16 protein-coding genes are annotated in these 18,232 nt (G+C 55.5%); 6 read left to right on the top strand and 10 right to left on the bottom strand.

Going from position 1 to position 18,232, the window contains the following annotated elements; all coding sequences use genetic code 11:
- Positions 1-6 precede the first annotated feature (6 nt).
- Positions 7-942: a carbohydrate ABC transporter permease gene (locus ACZ1G5_RS06560; protein WP_472732082.1), complete on the top strand. Its 936-nt coding sequence runs from the start codon at positions 7-9 to the stop codon at positions 940-942.
- A complete protein-coding gene (locus ACZ1G5_RS06565; RefSeq protein WP_472732083.1) occupies positions 939-1,802 on the top strand; it encodes a carbohydrate ABC transporter permease in 864 nt (287 codons plus the stop codon). The genes ACZ1G5_RS06560 and ACZ1G5_RS06565 overlap by 4 nt, the downstream gene beginning before the upstream one ends.
- Before the next feature lie 2 nt (positions 1,803-1,804).
- Here the strand turns inward: ACZ1G5_RS06565 and ACZ1G5_RS06570 are convergent, their stop codons facing one another.
- The 5 genes from ACZ1G5_RS06570 to ACZ1G5_RS06590 all read right to left on the bottom strand — a co-directional run bounded on the left by ACZ1G5_RS06570 (position 1,805) and on the right by ACZ1G5_RS06590 (position 7,971).
- A complete protein-coding gene (locus ACZ1G5_RS06570; RefSeq protein WP_472732084.1) occupies positions 1,805-2,794 on the bottom strand; it encodes an ABC transporter ATP-binding protein in 990 nt (329 codons plus the stop codon).
- Positions 2,787-3,812, bottom strand: a complete 1,026-nt coding sequence (locus ACZ1G5_RS06575) for an ABC transporter ATP-binding protein (RefSeq protein WP_472732085.1) — start codon at positions 3,810-3,812, stop codon at positions 2,787-2,789. Before ACZ1G5_RS06575 ends, ACZ1G5_RS06570 begins: the two co-directional genes overlap by 8 nt.
- On the bottom strand, positions 3,787-4,923 hold the full coding sequence (locus ACZ1G5_RS06580) for an ABC transporter permease (protein WP_472732086.1): 1,137 nt from the start codon (positions 4,921-4,923) through the stop codon (positions 3,787-3,789). Before ACZ1G5_RS06580 ends, ACZ1G5_RS06575 begins: the two co-directional genes overlap by 26 nt.
- On the bottom strand, positions 4,920-5,927 hold the full coding sequence (locus ACZ1G5_RS06585) for an ABC transporter permease (protein ID WP_472732087.1): 1,008 nt from the start codon (positions 5,925-5,927) through the stop codon (positions 4,920-4,922). Before ACZ1G5_RS06585 ends, ACZ1G5_RS06580 begins: the two co-directional genes overlap by 4 nt.
- A gap of 103 nt (positions 5,928-6,030) precedes the next feature.
- Complete coding sequence (locus ACZ1G5_RS06590) at positions 6,031-7,971, bottom strand: ABC transporter substrate-binding protein (RefSeq protein ID WP_472732088.1); 1,941 nt, start codon at positions 7,969-7,971, stop codon at positions 6,031-6,033.
- Between the two features lie 414 nt (positions 7,972-8,385).
- Between ACZ1G5_RS06590 and ACZ1G5_RS06595 the strand changes: the two genes are divergently transcribed.
- Together ACZ1G5_RS06595 and ACZ1G5_RS06600 are read left to right on the top strand one after the other, a co-directional pair.
- Entirely contained in the window at positions 8,386-9,828 is a 1,443-nt protein-coding gene (locus ACZ1G5_RS06595) for an aldehyde dehydrogenase family protein (RefSeq protein WP_472732089.1), read from the top strand.
- 336 nt (positions 9,829-10,164) lie between these two features.
- Positions 10,165-11,169, top strand: a complete 1,005-nt coding sequence (locus ACZ1G5_RS06600; RefSeq protein ID WP_472732090.1) for a serine hydrolase domain-containing protein — start codon at positions 10,165-10,167, stop codon at positions 11,167-11,169.
- Between the two features lie 80 nt (positions 11,170-11,249).
- On the opposite strand, the gene ACZ1G5_RS06605 is transcribed toward ACZ1G5_RS06600, so the two are convergent.
- Complete coding sequence (locus ACZ1G5_RS06605) at positions 11,250-11,972, bottom strand: MipA/OmpV family protein (protein WP_472732091.1); 723 nt, start codon at positions 11,970-11,972, stop codon at positions 11,250-11,252.
- Positions 11,973-12,122: 150 nt separating this feature from the next.
- On the opposite strand from ACZ1G5_RS06605, the gene ACZ1G5_RS06610 reads away from it, so the two are divergent.
- Positions 12,123-13,340: a helix-turn-helix domain-containing protein gene (locus ACZ1G5_RS06610; RefSeq protein WP_472732092.1), complete on the top strand. Its 1,218-nt coding sequence runs from the start codon at positions 12,123-12,125 to the stop codon at positions 13,338-13,340.
- A 169-nt stretch (positions 13,341-13,509) separates the two neighbouring features.
- The gene (locus ACZ1G5_RS06615) at positions 13,510-13,692 is read left to right on the top strand and encodes a hypothetical protein (protein ID WP_472732093.1); all 183 of its coding nucleotides are present in this window, start codon (positions 13,510-13,512) and stop codon (positions 13,690-13,692) included.
- 155 nt (positions 13,693-13,847) lie between these two features.
- Here the strand turns inward: ACZ1G5_RS06615 and ACZ1G5_RS06620 are convergent, their stop codons facing one another.
- The 4 genes from ACZ1G5_RS06620 to ACZ1G5_RS06635 form a co-directional block, all read right to left on the bottom strand.
- Positions 13,848-15,116, bottom strand: coding sequence for an ABC transporter permease (locus ACZ1G5_RS06620; protein WP_472734286.1), 1,269 nt, complete (start codon positions 15,114-15,116; stop codon positions 13,848-13,850).
- Positions 15,117-15,121: 5 nt separating this feature from the next.
- The gene (locus ACZ1G5_RS06625; RefSeq protein WP_472732094.1) at positions 15,122-15,928 is read right to left on the bottom strand and encodes a taurine ABC transporter ATP-binding protein; all 807 of its coding nucleotides are present in this window, start codon (positions 15,926-15,928) and stop codon (positions 15,122-15,124) included.
- Between the two features lie 107 nt (positions 15,929-16,035).
- Positions 16,036-17,034 (bottom strand): taurine ABC transporter substrate-binding protein, encoded by a 999-nt coding sequence (locus ACZ1G5_RS06630; RefSeq protein WP_472732095.1) that lies wholly within the window; start codon positions 17,032-17,034, stop codon positions 16,036-16,038.
- 299 nt (positions 17,035-17,333) lie between these two features.
- On the bottom strand, positions 17,334-18,116 hold the full coding sequence (locus ACZ1G5_RS06635; protein WP_472732096.1) for an IclR family transcriptional regulator: 783 nt from the start codon (positions 18,114-18,116) through the stop codon (positions 17,334-17,336).
- Positions 18,117-18,232: the final 116 nt, after the last annotated feature.

Here is an 18,232-nt window from a genome sequence, read left to right on the forward strand (position 1 = left end):
AATGTCATGACAGAACGCAGCACCCCAAAAACCCCTTCGCAGTTCTCGCTGCGCTATGGTCACTTGTGGTTCGTACTGCCGGGCTTTGTCTTTTTTCTCGCAGTGATGCTGTTGCCACTGGCCTTTGCCTTCGGCATCTCCATGACCAATTGGTCAGGGTTGGGCAATGATCTGTCCTTTGTCGGACTGGCCAACTACGCCGAGATCCTGACCTATTGGCCGTTCTACCGTGCCGCCTTTCATAATGCGGTGATCTTTCTGGCAATCCTCGTATTTCAACACACGATCGGCCTTTATCTGGCTGTGCTGCTGAACGACAAGCCGCGGTTTATGCAGTTTTATCGCACGGTCCTATTTCTGCCGGTGATCATGTCATTGGTGGCCACCGGCTTTGTTTGGACGCTAATGCTGTCCCCCAACATTGGCCTGATAAATCCCATGCTAGAGGCAATCGGGCTGGGCTTTCTGCAAGGTCAGTGGTTATCAGAGCCGCGCACAGCCCTCGGTGTCATCATCTTTGTGACCGCTTGGAATTCCATGGGCTGGTCTATCATTATTTATCTGTCCGGCCTGCAGAACGTGCCGGAAGAGCTCAAACAGGCGGCCGAAATGGATGGTGCCAACAGTCGGCAGGTCTTCTGGCGGGTGGTCTTTCCGCAGCTGTCACCGGCCTTCACGGCGCTGACTGTGCTGACCTTTATCGGCACGTTCCGTACGTTTGACGTGGTCTATGTGCTGACTGGCCCATTGGGTGCGCCGAACTTTGGGACCGACGTGCTGGGCACGCTGATCTATCGCACGGCCTTTGGCGGGTCGTCTTTTTCCAGCGCCGAGATCCGCTTTGCCTTCGGTGTTGCAATGGCGCTTTTAATGATGGTGGTGATGGCTGGCATTTGCTGGGGTTTGATCCGCATCCTGCGCCGCCGGGAGATTGACACATGACCACACAACCACAATTGCAACGCAGTCAGGGGCAGTTTGGCCTGCTATTGGGCAAAACCGCCCGCACAGCTGTGCTGGTTGTCGCCTCGCTGTGGGTGCTGGGACCGATCCTGTTCATGATCGTGGCCTCGTTCAAATCGGTGCCAGAGTTCTTTATCAACCCTTTTGGTTTGCCCACGGAATGGCGAATTGACAACTACAGCCGTGCCTGGACTGACGCGCAACTATCGCTGACCCTGCCGAACACTATCATTGTCACCACGGTCGCCGTGCTGATCAGCACTGTGCTGGCCACAATGATCGCATACGGCCTTAGTCGGAAGGAAAAGAAATGGGCGATGGGGCTTTATACCCTGTTTGTGGCCGGCCTTTTGGTGCCTGTCCATGCGATCATTCTGCCTCTCTTTATCGTGTTGAAAGCTGTGGGTCTGTTCGGAACGCTTCTGGCACTGATAGTACCCTATATCGCGATGGGTCTCCCGCTGGGGGTTCTGGTGCTGACACCTATTGCTGCTGCATTGCCGCGCGATCTGATTCATGCCGCCCGGATGGATGGAGCCACGGAATGGCAGATTTTCTGGCGCATCGTCATGCCACTGATGAAACCGGGGCTGATTTCTGTCGCGATCCTGAACGGGGTCTGGATGTGGAATGAATTCTTCATTCCCCTGATCCTCGCATTCAAGCCAGAAGTGCAAACCATGCCGGTGGGCATCGTATCCTTCATCGGGGCCTATTCAACGGAATGGGGTCTTGTTTTCAGTTCGGTCGTGGTCTCGACCCTGCCGGTGGTCATTGCCTATCTGTTGATGACCCGGCAGTTCCAATCCGGGCTAACAGCTGGAGCGGTGAAGGGCTAGGATCAGATGTCACCGGCGTAATGGCAAAGTACATCGGCACCGTGGATGGTCCGTTTGGGTGGCACCACGGCGCGGCATAGGTCCGTCGCATGCGGACACCGGGTCGCGAATTTGCAGCCCTGCCCTGTAACGTCCCCTTCAGCCAGCGCCATCTGCGACCGCGCTTTCTTACGGTCGCGGGCGCGTGGATCCGGGATTGGAACCGCATCCAACAGTGCGCGAGTATAGGGGTGTTTGGGCGCGCGAAACAGCTCTTCCGTGGTGGCCAGTTCAACGATCTGACCAAGATACATCACCGCAATGCGGTCACAGATATGCTCAACCACGGCCAGATCATGGGCGATGAAGATATAGGTAAGGTCAAACTGTTCCTGAAGGTCTTGCATGAGGTTCAGCGTCTGCGCCTGGATCGAAACATCAAGGGCCGACACCGCCTCATCCGCGATGACCAGTTCAGGATTGGTGGCCAGCGCCCTGGCGATGCCAAGGCGCTGGCGCTGCCCGCCGGAAAACGCGTTGGGGTAGCGCAACAGGAACTCCGGTCGCAGCCCGACCTTGATTAGCAGATCAGAGACACGATCCGCCAACGCCTGCCCCCGCAAACCTTCGGATTTCTGTAGGCACTGGCCCACGATGTCGATGACGCGCAACCGGGGGTTCAGTGATGACTGCGGGTCTTGGAACACCATACGCATATCGCGCCAGATGGCTGTCAGCGCTTTACGGTCGCTGCCCACCAGTTCAGCAACAGGCTTTTCTTTCCGCTGCAAGGTAATGGTCCCAGCAGAAGGTGCCAACACGCGCATGATGCAACGACCCAGAGTGGTCTTGCCTGATCCGCTTTCGCCAACGATGCCGAAGGTCTCACCGCGCCGAACATCGAAAGAAACGTCATCGACGGCACGGACCGTGGCGGTTGGCTTGCCAAAAAAACCACCACCGATGGGAAAATGCATATCAAGGTTTCTGACTGTCAGGATCGCATCAGACATTGGTTTGCTCCGCCACATGCAGGAAACAGGCGACCTGTTGACCGTCCTTGCGGATCAAGGGTGGTTCGGCTGCATCACAGGTGCCTGGCATCGCCTGATCGCACCGGGTTCGGAACGGGCAGCCCGAGGGGCGGGCCAACGGATGCGGTACCATGCCCCTGATCGCGGGCAATCGTGCCTGTTTGGCCGCGCCAATCTTGGGCACGGACTTCAGTAGGGCACGGGTGTAGGGATGCTGGGGATTTTCAAAGACAGAATAGACATCGCCGTATTCGACCACCTTGCCCATATACATCACGGCCACATCCTCGGCCACTTCGGCGACGACGCCCAGATCGTGGGTAATTAACATCACACCCATCTGGTGATCTTCCTTGAGCTGCGCGATCAGGTCCAGCACCTGAGCCTGTGTGGTCACGTCAAGGGCTGTTGTCGGCTCATCCGCGATCAGCAGCTTTGGCCGGCATGACAGCGCCATGGCGATCATGGCGCGCTGACGCATGCCGCCGGACAACTCGAACGGATAGGCCTCGAACCGTTCGGCAGGTTTCGGGATGCCGACCTGATCCAGAAGGTCAATGGCCGCGGCGCGGGCCTCTGCCTTGGTGATGTTACGATGCAGTAGAATGGTTTCGGTGATCTGTTTGCCGATCTTGGTGATAGGACCAAGTGACGACATCGGTTCCTGAAAGATCATCGCGATGTCCTGCCCCCTAATCTGGCGCAGCACCTTCGACCCGCTGCGGGTCTTTGCCAGATCAACCTCTGCACCGCCCGCATTGCGATAGATGATCTGACCATCAACGATCCGCCCCGGGTGATCGACAATGCGCAGGATGGAGCGCGCCATGATGGACTTACCGCAACCGCTTTCGCCCAAAATGCACAGCGTGCGATTGCGGTGCACATCAAGATCCACGCCGTCGACGGCCTTGACCACACCGTCATCGGTAAAGAAATGGGTTTTCAACCCGCGAATTCGGACAATTGGTTCACTGTGCATGGGGATCAGCGGCATCTCGTAGGCCGTCTCCTAGAAAGTTCAGCGCAAGCACGGCAACGACGATCATCGTGCCCGGCGCGATCAGAAGCCACGGGGCCTCGATAATGGTGCGGATGTTCTGTGCTTCTTTCAACAATGTGCCCCAGCTGATGATGGGCGGTTGCAGGCCGATACCCAAGAAAGACAGGGACGTTTCCGCAAGGATCATCAACGGGACGGCAAGCGTCAGAGAGGCGATAATGTGGCTGGAAAAGCTGGGTACCATATGGCGACGAATAACCTCCCAGTCAGTCAGCCCGTCCAGACGGGCAGCCAGAATGAAATCCTCGTTGCGCAGTGATAGGAACTTGCCGCGCACTTCGCGTGCAAGCGACGTCCAACCGATCATTGACACGATCAGCGTGACAACAAAATAGGTACGCAGCGGTGGCCAGCCCAACGGTATCGCCGCCGCCAGCCCCATCCACAACGGGATCGTCGGAATAGAGCGGATAAACTCGATCAGGCGCTGGATAATATTATCGATCCAACCGCCGTAGTAGCCAGAGATGCCACCCAAAGAGACGCCAATCACCAGTGACACCAGAACGCCCACAAGGCCAATCGACATCGACACCCTTGTGCCCATAATGATCCTACTCAGAATATCGCGGCCCAGCCTGTCAGACCCAAAGAAGTACACGCTGTCATCCGGGTTCACCGGACCAAACAGATGCCGATTGGTGGGGATCAGACCAAGAATTTTATAGTCGAACCCTTCAACGAACAACCCCAGCGGGATGATCTCCTCTGGGTCATCGGCATAGGATCGGCGCATCGTCGCCTGATCAATCTGCATCTTGCGCGCTTTGGCATGTAACTGAAACTGGCGGTCGCCATTGTCCCCGCTCACAAACAAATGAATTCCTTGCGGCGGTGCAAAGATGGCGCGCCGGTTGGTATCACCCGGTGCTTGCGGCGCAAAGAACTCGCCAAACAAAGCCAAAAGATAGACCAGCGCCACAATCCAAAGGCTGACATAGGCCACCCGGTGCCGCCGGAACTTGCGCCACATCAGTGCCCACGGGCCAAGCAATGCGGGTGTGACCACGTCATTGGTCGCGTTAGTGATATCGGTCTGGGTCATTGGTATCTAATCCTTGGGTCGATCCACGCCAGAAGGAGGTCGGAGATCAAAGTGCCCAGCACGGTCAGCATACTGACAATCAGGATCAGCGACCCGGCCAGATACATGTCCTGCACCAAGAGTGCGCGGAGCAGAAGCGGGCCCGTGGTCGGCAGGTTCATCACCACGGCCACAATGATCTCGCCAGAGACCAGCGTGGGCAGAATCCACCCGATGGTTGACACGAAAGGGTTCAGCGCAACGCGGACAGGATAGCGCATCAGCAGCTGAAACTCTGACATCCCCTTGGCCCGGGCAGTCACCACATAGGGACGGTAAAGCTCATCCAGCAGGTTGGCACGCATGATCCGGATCAGCGCCGCAGCGCCGGATGTGCCGACCACCACGATGGGCATCCAGATACGTTTGAGCAGGTCGACAAACTTGTCCCAGCTCCATGGCTGGTCGAGGTATGCGGGGCTGACCAATCCACCAACAGACTGGCCGAAATATTTGAAAGCCACATACATCATGACCAGCGCCAATAGAAAATTCGGCACGGCCAGTCCGATGAACCCAAAAAAGGTCGCGGCATAATCCCCAAACGAATATTTGCGTACTGCGGAATAGATCCCGATGGGCAAGGCCACGATCCAGATAAACAAGAGCGTCAGCAGCGAAATCCCAAATGTCCAACCCAACCTGTCCCAGATCAGATCATTGACGGGCACGTTCTTTTCGAAAGAAATGCCAAAGTTGCCTTCAAGCAGAATGCCCTTCATCCATTTGAAGTACTGCACGTACATCGGCTGACCCAATCCGTATTGGTCGCGCAGCGCCTGCATGGTCCCGTCATCCAGACCGCCGCTGTCGTTCAGCTCTGCCGCCAATGTGTCCAGATAGTCGCCGGGCGGTAACTGGATGATCACAAAGGTCACGATCGACACCAGAAAGACGGTCGGGATCATGTACAGTATGCGCCGATAAAGGAAGCCAAGCATGCCAGACCTTTCCGATCGTCCCATGAAGGTTGGAGTAAGGGTGGCAAAGATCAGTCAGGGAGGACCAGACTGATCTTTACCGGTCTTGTCACCCGGCGCGTGGTTTGTGCCGGGTGAATGCGATATCTCAGGGCAGGTTTGCACCGCCCTCGAAGTAAAATTGCGCAGTGTAGGGGGCGGGTGTCCAAAGTTGCCCTGCGATTGGCATTGGATCGGGATAGTTGCGCAGATTGTTACGCGCGATCCCAAAGGCGCCATCACTTTGCATCAGGCCGATGGTCAGCAATTGACCCGCCGCCTGATCAATCAGGTCTTTCAGTGCCGCCTCTTGGACGGCCGGATCGGCAGATCCGGTAACCCCTTCATAGGCTTCAAAGAGAGCCTTGATATTGGCAGGAGGCTCGGTCCCGGTTGCTGGGTCAACACCCCATGCGGCCCATTCCGGTGCCCAGTAAACCGCCTGACCACGTGGCAAATAGCAATCGGGATTGGTGTAGGCGTCATTCAGACCGCCCGGACAGTTCCAGATGTAGCCGTCATGTTCTGCGTTGGAGGCAAGCTCTTGCAGACGGGACCGGTCAGATGCCCGCACCTGAATATCCAACCCGACATCTGCTGCATATTCGGCCACCAACTCCATTACATCCGGGTACTGAAAGCCAAAGACATCAGCGACAAGAAACACCAGCGTAAGCCGTTCGCCGTCTGGGCCAAGGCGGAACCCATCACCGTCTTTCTGATCAAGCCCCATGCCGTCCAGCAGCGCATTCGCGGCATCGGGATCGAAGGCAGTGAACTGGGTTGACCACTCCTCATTATAAAGCGGCGACAACGGATGTGGCGAGGTTTGCACAGGATTGCCAACACCCAGATAAACGAGATCGATGATTTCCTGCCGGTCGATGGCATGGCTAAGCGCTTGCCGGAAGGCTAGCGTGTTGACGATTTCGTTCTTGATTGGATCAGGATTGTTCAGGTTCAGCATCAATGCGGCTTGCGACGCACCGATGTCACCCACCTGATAAAAACCATAGCTTCCGCGGTCTTTGTTATCGGTCAGCGCGGCCAGATTGGCAGGGCGACCAATGTGGCGGGCCATATAGTCAATCTCGCCATTGAACGCCTTGAGCAGAATCGATTCAGGGTCTTCCACCTGATCCCATGTCACCCTATCGATGTAAGGCAGTTGGTTGCCCTCGGCGTCGACCTTCCAATAATAGGGGTTGCGTTCGGCCACCATGCGCTGGGTCGAACCATAGGGCTCGACAATATGCCAAGGGTGCAGCGTGGGCCGGTCGGCGTTCTGCCAGAAGATCGGCGTGTGCATTGGCCCGGCCTTGAGGTTGAAGAGCGCCACCCAATCTGCGGCGGCAGGCTCTGCCTCCACCAGCGCGGCGACCTCGGTGTTATAGTCGGCATGGAACTGTTCCAGATAGTGACGTGGATAATTCACGACATAATAGCCAAAGCCATAAGCCATATTTTGCAGGAACAACCCATTGGCTTCTGCAAACTTGAACTCAACTGTCGTGTCGTCGATCTTGGTCACTATGACGGGACCACCTGCGCCAACATACATCGGGTGTTTTGACGGGGTCAGGCGTTCATCCGAAAACACTTCGTACCAAAACATAATGTCATCAGCAGTGAACGGCGCGCCATCAGACCACTTCATCCCGTTACGCAAGCTGAAGGTAAAGGTCGTGGCATCATCCGACACTGTATAGCTTTCGGCGATATTGGTCTCGACCGTCGACCAGTCCGCGCTCCACCGCACAAGATTTTCGTTGCTGATCAGGCGGACCATGTTGTGCTGATCGCCACCACCAAGGATCGCACGGCGCAGGGTGCCCCCGTATTCGCCAATGCTGTCCAGCGTTTCCTGAACCATCGGTGCAGCCGGCAAGCGTTCTTCAAGCGGTGGCAAGCTGCCAGCTGTGACCAGCTCTGTAAGTACCGGCGCCTCGTTATAGTCTTGCGCAAATACCGGCAAAGCACCGGCCACGGCAAAGCAAAGCGCCGCTACCGTTCCTGTCAGCGCAGCCCGTAGTGGGGGCGTATTTCTCATGATCTCTCCTCCGTCTGTTGTCCGGCCCGAGTGATCGGATCCGGCTCCCCTTGCATCACAGGCTCCTCCGCCATTTAAACTATTTATGATGCATTTATAATATATTATTTGTATGCGTTCATTAGATGTTGACGCAAGAGCAATTCTGCAAGTTCATGCGATATTCGCGTAGCCAATTGAAATACATATATAATTTCACGACACTATTGGCCCCTTTGCCAGTTCACTTGGTCATCGGTGGCCACAAAAGGCGGACAAACGGACGCCGAAACTCGTGGCCGACCACCATTCAAAGGATTGTTTGCGTGATGCTTCGGCCTCAGGAACGCTGCGCAATTAGATAACATATTATTTGACACATTTAATATTATAATAAATACCTAGCGCCGACACAAATTGCGAGAGGTCAGCACAATGAAAACCTTTGCCCCCTATATTGACGGTGCTTGGCTGACAGACCTTGGACGCGAAACCATCGTGGTGACCAACCCCGCGGATGAAACAGAGATTGGCACAATCCCTGACATGACAGCCGAGGATGCGGATCGCGCGGTCGCTGCTGCAAAAAAGGCGCAGGTCAGCTGGGCTGCTATGTCAGCCAATGCGCGCGCGACCGTCGTCAGAAAACTGGCTGATCTGATGGCCGCTGCAACAGATCATCTTGCCGAAGGACTCACACGTGAACAAGGTAAACCCTTTGATCAAGCCAAGGGAGAGGTGGGCGCAGCCGTCAATTTTCTAAGCTATGCCGCAGAGCATGCCCGCCGCATTCGCGGTGACATCATGCCATCGGACAACACCGATGAAGAAATCATGATCCGCCGCATGCCGCGTGGCGTGGTTGTTGGGCTGACAGCTTGGAACTATCCACTGGCACTTGCCGCTCGCAAGATGGGACCAGCCCTGATTGCTGGGAACACTTTCATCCTGCTAAGCCATGAAATCACGCCAATTGCCGGGCTGGAGCTTGCCAAACTGGCCGAGAGGGCCGGACTGCCCCCCGGCGTTTTCAACGTCGTGACCGGCCGCGGTCCAGTGATCGGTAAGGCGCTGGTGTCACATCCTGACACCAACATGATCACCATGACAGGATCCAGCCGGGCCGGAGTCGAAATCTACCGGGCGGCATCCGACAAGCTGAAGTTCCTTAGCCTGGAGTTGGGCGGCAAGGCCCCTTTCATCGTATTGGAGGATGCCGACATCGACGCCGCCGTCGCTGCGGCCGTCACCGCGCGCTACACCAACTGCGGTCAGATCTGTACCTGTGCGGAACGCATCTATCTGCATCGCGATATCGCTGATGCTTTCACTGCCAAGTTCATTGCCCAATCGCAGGCTCTGACAATTGGCGATCCGATGACCAACCCTGATATGGGACCCAAGGTCAGTGAATTTGAGGCGCGCAAAGTTACACAAATGGTCGAGGCTGCCATCGCAGCGGGGGCCGAACCCTTGTTGCGTGGCGGATTGCTGCAAGACGGGTCCTATAGCAAAGGGCATTGGCTGGCCCCAACCGTCTTGCAGGTCACAGACAACAGCGCCGCGATCATGCAGGAAGAGGTATTTGGCCCTGTGGCCCCTTTGATGGTGGTTGACGATTTCGACCAAGCGATTGCCCTCTCCAATGATAGTGCTTTTGGCTTGTCAGCCTATCTTTGGACCGCCGACACCAAACGGATCATGCAGGCTCCGCGCTTGTTGAAATACGGTGAACTCTACATCAACCGCACCAATGGAGAGCAGGTACAAGGCTACCACACCGGCTGGGGTCTATCGGGCACGGGTGGCGAGGACGGGCATCACGGGTTTGACGCCTACTTCAAAAAGCAAACCACCTATCTGAATTGGGGCGACTGATGACCCGCATCAGCAACATCACCGGATGGTAATGGATCGCAGCCAGCGTCCCTGTTCCGCTTAGCTTATGCAGGCGTCGATTCAGGAAATACAGCGCTCGCCCTCTCTGCCCAGGTCCGCGCTCACCCATATGCGCGGCAAACTGGGTCTATCCCATCGCACAACACACGACACCTTTCGTCGGCATCCATTATCAGCAAATCCGCAACCGCTTCAAACAACGGCACAGCATTGTCTAACCCTGCCGGGCGGGGCGACTTCCTGACCCTAAGCATGCAGCGTTTATCGACCCAAGACACCAATTGGGTACGACATCGACTATTCAGGAAAATCGCTATGATGAACCGACGAACTTTCTCTGCCACAAGCTTGGCAACACTTTTGACGTCTGGCGCAGGCGCACTGCAAGCAGCGCCCGGAGTGCCCGGCTATCAAATTGCGGAAATCAAGGAGGGGCGCCTCTCGTCTGGATATGGGGGTATGGCGACACCGCAAGCTGCCGTAGACCACAAGACGCTTTTCCAAGTGGCGTCCTGTTCAAAAACTGTAAATGCACTGGCCGTCATGACCCTGGTACGTGACGGGCGCGTGGCACTTGACCGCCCCGCAAACCAACACCTGCGCCGTTGGCAACTACCAGGGCCGCGCGGCGCTGATGCAACCGTCGCCGAATTGATGTCACACACAGCCGGGACAACCGTTGATGGTTTCGCTGGATATGGACCAGACGAAACATTGCCCAGCCTGATGGATGTCCTTGCGGGCCGCGCGCCTGCGAACTCTGCCGTCGTTCGCACACGTCGCAGGATTTTCGGAGGTTTCAGCTACAGCGGTGGCGGCACGACCGTACTGCAAGCATTGATTGAAGACGTCACCGGAACTGACTTTTCAACATTTGCCAGGACGGCAGTCTTGGACCCGATCGGTGCGACGCGTGCAACATTTGAGATAGAGCCAACCGCAGCGTTTGCGCATGGATCATACAGCAACGGTCAGCCGCTGCCCGGCGGCTTTAGACGACACCCCGAAAGCGCTGCCGCTGGACTTTGGGCAACCGCATCAGATCTTGCAAAGGTTCTGCACGGGGTTGTCCGGTCACTCAATGGCCAACGCGACGCAATTCTTCCTGTCGCGTTGGCCGAGCGCATGGTCACACCGGTCAGTTGGGGCTCCGGTCTTGGGGTATTTGTACATCCCGGGCCAATTATCTCACACGACGGACGCAATCACGGCTTTGACGCGATTGTCGCGGCAGAGCTTGAAACCGGCAGAGTGCGTGCCGCTGTGACAAACCAGAATGGTGCGATTGATGGCTATATGGATCAGGTCACGTCGCAGTAACCGCAAACCAGTATCCAATCTCGATATATTACGGCTGCTCTCAAGGTTTCAGAGCAGCCGTTTTCTGTTTGCGGCCAGCTTCAAAAAGACATCACCACGCCTAGCCCAATCCCGAACACGTCCGACTTGTCAACAAGCGGGCTGTCGGCATTGCGACCCAGATCTTCATATTCAATCACGCCAATGGCAGATACGCTCTGCGTGATTGGATAAATGGCGGCCATGTTTGCAAAGACCGTGGTAGTCTGGTCCGCGGCATATGCTGATCGGGTTGCGGTGACTTCATCCGCAAAAACACCGTAAAGGTACTGGTTCAAATCCTCGTCCCGGTACCGTGCGCCGACCTCTGCGCTTACGATAAAGTCGCCAGTAGCGGTGGCATACCCAAAGGCGACATTCGCTTCGATCCCTCCATGTGCGTCCGAAACGTCCGTCATTGCATCCAACAATACATAGGCGTTGCCAAAGTCCATTTGCGCACTGAGCCCTGCTTCGACTGCGCCTTCGCGCTTGAGGTCGTCAAACAACGGGTCCTTGTCCGGAAATGCCGGGCCCTCACGGTAGCCAAGAACAACAGAGACTGACCCTTGCTGAAGATCGAGGACGTCATAAGACACACCATCCAGACCGAAAGAAAGCCTCTCGGTCTCATAGGTCAGAAATGGAACAAGACTACCGGTGTCGTCCTCTCCCTCATAGGTGCCGGTCGTACCGACCCCCAAAATGCCGATGGTCCATTCGCCGTCGGCATAAGCCCCTGTCCCGATGCAAATCACCGCACCTGTGAGGATCTGTTTCAACATATTTTCTTCCTTGATTGAGATGGTTGTTTCCCCTCAATCAGCAGATAACAGTTCTATGTCGTCCATCTTGGCAGGGTTGGACAGATATTTTCGCGCGCGGCACCCAGATTGCCCTCTGGTCTCCGGGCCGTGTTTGAGACAGGTTGCGGCATGGAACAAATCATCATTGAAATCACGAGTACGGCCACAATTGCGATTGCCTTGTTTGGTATCGCTCTTTGCCTGTTCCAGACAAAACATTTCAATGTCAGTCGTAACTTTGCGATGTTTTTGGCTGCGGTGGCACTGAACAACACGCCGGACGCATTCAGGCGTATTCTTGATAGAACAGATGAAGATCTTGTTCAGCTGGTGGATCTTATGATTTGGTTTCCCAGTTCGTTGTGCCTTGCCCCGTTTTTCTGGATCTACGTCTATTCTTTGACATCACCGACGGGGCAAGGGCCCGTGCGCCTTTATCGTCATCTTCTTCTGCCTGCTTTAGCGGTACTTACCGGACTGCTCATCGCGGTGACGCGAAATGATGTGCTGACCCTGCTCGATGATGACGCGATATCAGCAGCCTCTGACTGGTCACTCGTGTTGCTGAGTATGGTGGCATTGCTGCAGTTGACGATCTACGTACAAATTGCCGGCTATCTGATCCTGATCGTCCGCCGCTTGATGCGCTACCGTATCATGTTACGCGATGTGTATTCGAGCACCGAAGAACACGAGCTTCGCTGGATCTACATGATCGGCGGTCTTGGAGCGCTATTTTGGCTGATCGCGGTGTGGACGCAGTTTCTGGCACTGGACCCGCAGCGGACAACTGTATCGGCCTTCGTTTTCGGCTTTGGCGGTATCACCGGTCTGGCCCTTGTTGCCACACTGACATTATGGGGTTTGCGGCAGCGTCCGCCTTTGGTGCCCGACGTGGGCGATACGCCTTCAACATATAGTAATGAAGCGCAAACGCCTGAACAGCGCACAGGAAAATATGAAAAATCTGCCCTCAACCCCGAGGCGTCGGCCCGAATTGCGCGAAAGCTGCGGGCGGCGATGGAGACGGACCAGTTGCACCGCGACCCGAACCTGTCGCTTTGGGCGCTCGCCCGGCATGTTGGCGCCTCTCCCAACTATATTTCCCAGACCCTCAGCGAAGTGATCGGCGCGAGCTTTTTTGACTTCGTGAACAGCTACCGCATCGCTGAAGCAAAAGAGCTTCTGGCAAAGACAGATGATACCGTTTTGGCAATCACCTACGAGGTCGGCTTTAACGCGCGGTCATCATTCTACAACGCCTTTAAGCGGCTGACCGGTCAAACCCCGACAAGTTATCGAAAAGCGCTGTCTCAACCTGTTGGGTTGGACGACAGACAAGGGTGATGGTGCGAGAGAGGGTCCAGTAAAACCGATCCGGAGACATCTACGCCCCTTACCACTCACAACCACACACGAAAACGACGAATAGCCTACCGCATGCAGGTGCACTTTTGGGATCTCGGTCCTGGCATCTGTTGCGGTGGGTGTTGCTTACAATGAGAAAGATACAACAATGAAACGATACCTACTTCTTGCCGCCCTTGGCCTTAGCGCTTGTGAAACACCAGCAGAGATTTCCGCCCGTGAACAAATCGACGCCGCTTGCATGGCCGGCGACTTACAGGCCTGCGCCGCTGTACAGCAGAGGGTCGCAGCCGAGAACCAAGCGCTTGCAACGACAGCATCGGGGCTCTGAGGCGATTTAGCAGAACTGGCAGGAGCGCATGCGGCCAGAGGCGGTAGAGCCGTCGTCTGCACCGCCCACCTTGCCCGAATGTCAGTCAAGTCTTGACCGCCAACATATAAGGGCCCCGTGGGGCCCTTATCTATATTTACGTTTGCAAGAGTGATTTAGGATTTGCCCTTCCAAGGCACCAGCAAGCGCTCTGCCCAGCGCATCAGCATATCAATCCCAAAGCCGATGACGCCGATCAGCAGGATGCCAAGGATGACGATATCTGTGTTCTGGAAGCGCGAGGCGACCATGATCATCATGCCGGCACCTTGTTCCGCTGCGACCAGTTCGGCGGCAACCACGGTGCCCCAACAGACACCCATCGCAACCCTTGCACCGGTGAATATCTCTGGCAGAGAGTTCGGTACAATGACGTGGCGCATGATCTGACGTTTGTTGGCACCCAATGAATAGGCCGCATGTACCTTAGAGATGTTCACACCGGAGACACCCGAGCGCGCAGCGATGGCCATGATCCACAGAGCAGCCAGGAACAGCAAGATGATCTTACCGGTTTCGCCAATGCCAAACCAAATGATCACAAGCGGGATCAGGGCCAACGGCGGCACCGGGCGCATGAATTCAACGATAGGGTCAAACCAGCCACGAAACCAGTTGCTCAGGCCCATTGCATATCCCAGCGGGATACCGATCAGCGCACCAAAGAAGAAGCCAACAACAACGCGGAAGAGAGAGTATCCGAGGTGTTGCCAAAGTGTGAAGTTCCGAAAGCCCTCATCCACAATCTGAATGGTGCGGGTCCACACCTGTTCAGGCGGCGGGAGATAAAGCGGTTCCATCTGCCATCCACGGAACGGGGCCACATTGGGCGTCCCCCTGTCGGACAGCGTGACAGCACCATTCTCGATCTTGACCGTTTCACCGGGCGCGATAGCCTGACCGTTGATTGCCACGACTTTCGCGCCGGCGTCTCGGCCGATCTCATCGTTGCTGTCTACACGTACAAGACCTGTCCGCCAGACAGCGATTGCAGCACTATCGTTCTTTGCAAATCCTTCGCCAGCTTCGACCTCTGGTGCATCTGTGTCTTGCTCACGCGGATGGACAACAACAGTGACAGTTGCATCGTCGCGCGACCCGTCTTCTGCTTCTGCGGTGTAAGTAAATTCGAGGTTACCCAGAAACGGTGCCGGAGCATGCAAGAACTTGGGCAGCAAGGCGGACCCGGTGAACATGCCCCAAATCAGAAACAGCGTCAGGATCGAGATAACCCCAGCCCACCTATTCGGACGGACGGCGCTTTCATCCCCAAACGTCACTGTCTTGAGCGACGTGTAATCCTTGATCGTTGCGCGGTGTATGATCTTTGTGACGATAACGAAGGCAGCGATGAAAATGCCGATATAGATGCCAAGAACGAAAATACCGGTCATTGTGCGTTCTCCGTGCGGCCCATGATCTCTTCTTCCATGTCCCAGATCATCGCGAGGATCTCATCGCGTGTTTCGCCAAACTTGGGGTGTTTCTTCACGTCGCGCAGGTCCTGACCCACGCCCATCTCCGCGAATGGCAGTCGGTACTCTGTATGGATTCGTCCCGGCCGGGGTGCCATCACGATCAGACGCTCGCCCAGCAACAATGCTTCTTCAACGGAGTGGGTGATCAGGATGATGGTCTTGCCTGTCTCTTTCCAAAGCTTCAGAACCAGACCTTGCATCTTTTCACGGGTCAGCGCGTCCAGCGCGCCCAGCGGTTCGTCCATTAAGATCACATCAGGATCATTGGCAAGGCAGCGGGCCAGTGCGACGCGCTGTTGCATCCCACCCGAAAGCTCATACACGGCTTTTTCTTTGAATTCTTGAAGTCCCACCACGTCTAACAGGTGGTCGACTTTTTCCTTTTTCTCGGCTTTTGGCATGCCTTTCATCGACGGGCCAAAACCGACGTTCTCGCGAACGGACATCCACTCAAATAGGGCGCCTTTTTGAAACACCATCCCACGTTCTGCGTCAGGCCCCGCGATTTCATGGCCGTTCATCACAATCTTACCGCTCGTTTGCGCCAAAAATCCTGCAACGATGTTGAGAAGCGTTGTTTTACCACAACCGGATGGACCTAGTACGCTCATCAACTCGCCTGGTTTGAGGTCAAGCGACACGTTCTGAAGCGCTTGAACAGCACCACCGTTGGGCAGGTCGAACCGCATGGAAATATCTTGAATGGAAAGTCCGGACACCGTGATGTTCCCCGTCTGCAAAAAATTTTTTCCGCAGCTATTCTTTGCTGCTTTGAAAGAGAACCCGGCACCTGCGTGCCGGGTTCGGTTCTGCGAAGCGCCTTGGCTTACATGTCGCGTGCAGCTTCAAGAGGTGCAGTGTTCAATGCACCTTCATAGCTGTCGAGTGCGCTGTCGATCGAGCCGGCTTCCACAAAGACGTCTGCAACACCCTTCATGAATGGTGCAGCGGTGCCGCCCAACCATGCTTCGGACAGCTGGTCTTCGATGGATGGGAAGGACATGGTCGAAATCGCGCTCCGCGCATCTTCCAGATCCATACCCGCTTCCTGAGCGATCACGGCCAGCATTTCGTCGGTTGGATTTGAATTCCATTCAGCGTTTGCGTCTGCCGTTACTTTCAGGAACTTCGCCAGTGTATCACCGTTTTCTGCCGCAAAGGATGCAGGAACAGAAGTCACGTCAAACACCAGGATACCGATCTCTTGCTTTGCAGTACCATCAAGAAGAACGTCACCGACTTCCTGCATACGCGCCCAGCCACCGCCGTAGCCACATGCGAAATCAACGGCCTTTTGTGCCAGTGCGTTTGCACCTTCTGGCGGAGGCATATCAACGATCTGCAGGCTGTCGAGCGGCACACCGAAGTGGTCCATCTGACGGATAAAGCTGTAGTGCGCGGCAGTTCCAAGTGGAACGGCCACTTTCTTGCCGGCCAGTTCGCCTGCTGATGCCAGGTCAATTTCAAGATCAGAGTGCACGGCGCAACCTTGGTTTTCCGCATAGCTGACGGCGACGTCAACCAGCTGAAGATCTTGACCGCCGGATGCTGCAACCACAAAAGGTGGCAAACCTTGGCTCAGTGCGATCTGAACGTCACCGGATGCCATCGCAGCCGACATTGCAACACCGGTTTCGAACGAAACCCAGTTCACTTTCATGCCAAGCGCTTCGTCATATGTGCCAGCGGCCTTTGCGACCATCATCGGCATTGGCCACTCAAGGAAGTAGGCCACGGTGATCTCACCATGGCCATCAGCAGAAGCGGTTGTGGTGGACAGTGCTGCGGCGACGCCGAGAACTGCGCCTAGAATTGTCTTTTTCATCGTTTTCTCCCAGTTGGATATTTCGCGTGCTTATGTGACGCTTTTAGTTTCGCAATGCGAAACTATCATTTCGCAAAACAAGATTAGGAATGAATCATTCAGGCCGTCAATTATTTTCTTTCGCCCTGCAATGCATGGAAACAAGGCGCACGGATCCTTTCAAGTCTTTCCCGAACGAGACCATACAATGGTCAAGTGCCCGGCGCAGCATGCCAGTTTGAGACACACTATCAGTCCAAAACGCCAAATAAGCTAGCGTTTCGCAAAACCGACTGCCCCAGTCGTACGGCCGATCACCATCAAAGATCAGGCACGCCCGACAAATCAGGCGCGATACCACCGATCATCCCGGTGACTTGGCGCGTCGATGCTATTAATTCATCACTCCACCCCATCAGATCCTCGATCGTGTGCCGGGGGTAGGACGACCACATGTTAAGAACTGCGATCGCTTCGCCCATGTAGTTGAAAATTGGGGCGGATATTCCAAGGAAATGGTCGTATTCCTCGCGATCATTGCGGGCATAGCCGTGTTTTCGGACGAACCGGAGCTCTTGTTTGAAATCTGTCGGGTTGGTGATTGTCCGCGCGGTCAGTCGTGTGAAGTCATAGTCGTGTAGTTTGGCGTCGAGAATCGCTGATGGCCAAAATGCCAGCAGGGCCTTGCCCGACGCAGAACAATGCACAGGTTCCCGCAGGCCGGGCCGCTGCACGCCACCCATCGCCTGCGACGATTCAAGGACGCGCAAATAGACGACCTCCATACCGCTTGGCACACCAATCGTCACATTTGCGTCAAACAGGCGTTGCAGGCGGATCATCTCGTCCAATGCGATTTCTTGAATGTCGTAACCGCTGTAAGCATTGCGGACCAAGTCAAACACCCGTGAACCAAGCAGATACACTTTCTGCTGGCTTTCAAAGCGGAGCACATTCTCTTCGACCCCGATCGCTAACAACCTATGGATCGTACTCTTGTTCAGGCCGGTTTTCGCGACAATCTCAGAGAATGTTAGCGGCTTCTTTGCTTCACTGATCACCGAAAGCAGAGCCAGAAGCTTGTGAACGATAGAACTTTGCATTTCAATGGGCCTGACTGTGCCGGTGGCTGACTTTATGCGATGAGCGACGACCCGAGCAAAACAGCAATCTGATACAAATGGAACAGTTTTCTCGTATTCCAAAACTTAGTGGGTGT

This window comes from Yoonia sp. JB2-21 (assembly GCF_055693545.1).

Bases quoted from the DNA above. Each gene is read 5' to 3' on its own strand.
- ACZ1G5_RS06600 (WP_472732090.1), top strand. From the start codon at position 10,165: ATGATGAACCGACGAACTTTCTCTGCCACAAGCTTGGCAACACTTTTG.
- ACZ1G5_RS06605 (WP_472732091.1), bottom strand. From the start codon at position 11,972: ATGTTGAAACAGATCCTCACAGGTGCGGTGATTTGCATCGGGACAGGG.
- ACZ1G5_RS06610 (WP_472732092.1), top strand. From the start codon at position 12,123: ATGGAACAAATCATCATTGAAATCACGAGTACGGCCACAATTGCGATT.
- ACZ1G5_RS06575 (WP_472732085.1), bottom strand. From the start codon at position 3,812: ATGCCGCTGATCCCCATGCACAGTGAACCAATTGTCCGAATTCGCGGG.
- ACZ1G5_RS06560 (WP_472732082.1), top strand. From the start codon at position 7: ATGACAGAACGCAGCACCCCAAAAACCCCTTCGCAGTTCTCGCTGCGC.
- ACZ1G5_RS06565 (WP_472732083.1), top strand. From the start codon at position 939: ATGACCACACAACCACAATTGCAACGCAGTCAGGGGCAGTTTGGCCTG.
- ACZ1G5_RS06570 (WP_472732084.1), bottom strand. From the start codon at position 2,794: ATGTCTGATGCGATCCTGACAGTCAGAAACCTTGATATGCATTTTCCC.
- ACZ1G5_RS06615 (WP_472732093.1), top strand. From the start codon at position 13,510: ATGAAACGATACCTACTTCTTGCCGCCCTTGGCCTTAGCGCTTGTGAA.
- ACZ1G5_RS06595 (WP_472732089.1), top strand. From the start codon at position 8,386: ATGAAAACCTTTGCCCCCTATATTGACGGTGCTTGGCTGACAGACCTT.
- ACZ1G5_RS06580 (WP_472732086.1), bottom strand. From the start codon at position 4,923: ATGACCCAGACCGATATCACTAACGCGACCAATGACGTGGTCACACCC.
- ACZ1G5_RS06630 (WP_472732095.1), bottom strand. From the start codon at position 17,034: ATGAAAAAGACAATTCTAGGCGCAGTTCTCGGCGTCGCCGCAGCACTG.
- ACZ1G5_RS06590 (WP_472732088.1), bottom strand. From the start codon at position 7,971: ATGAGAAATACGCCCCCACTACGGGCTGCGCTGACAGGAACGGTAGCG.
- ACZ1G5_RS06635 (WP_472732096.1), bottom strand. From the start codon at position 18,116: ATGCAAAGTTCTATCGTTCACAAGCTTCTGGCTCTGCTTTCGGTGATC.
- ACZ1G5_RS06585 (WP_472732087.1), bottom strand. From the start codon at position 5,927: ATGGGACGATCGGAAAGGTCTGGCATGCTTGGCTTCCTTTATCGGCGC.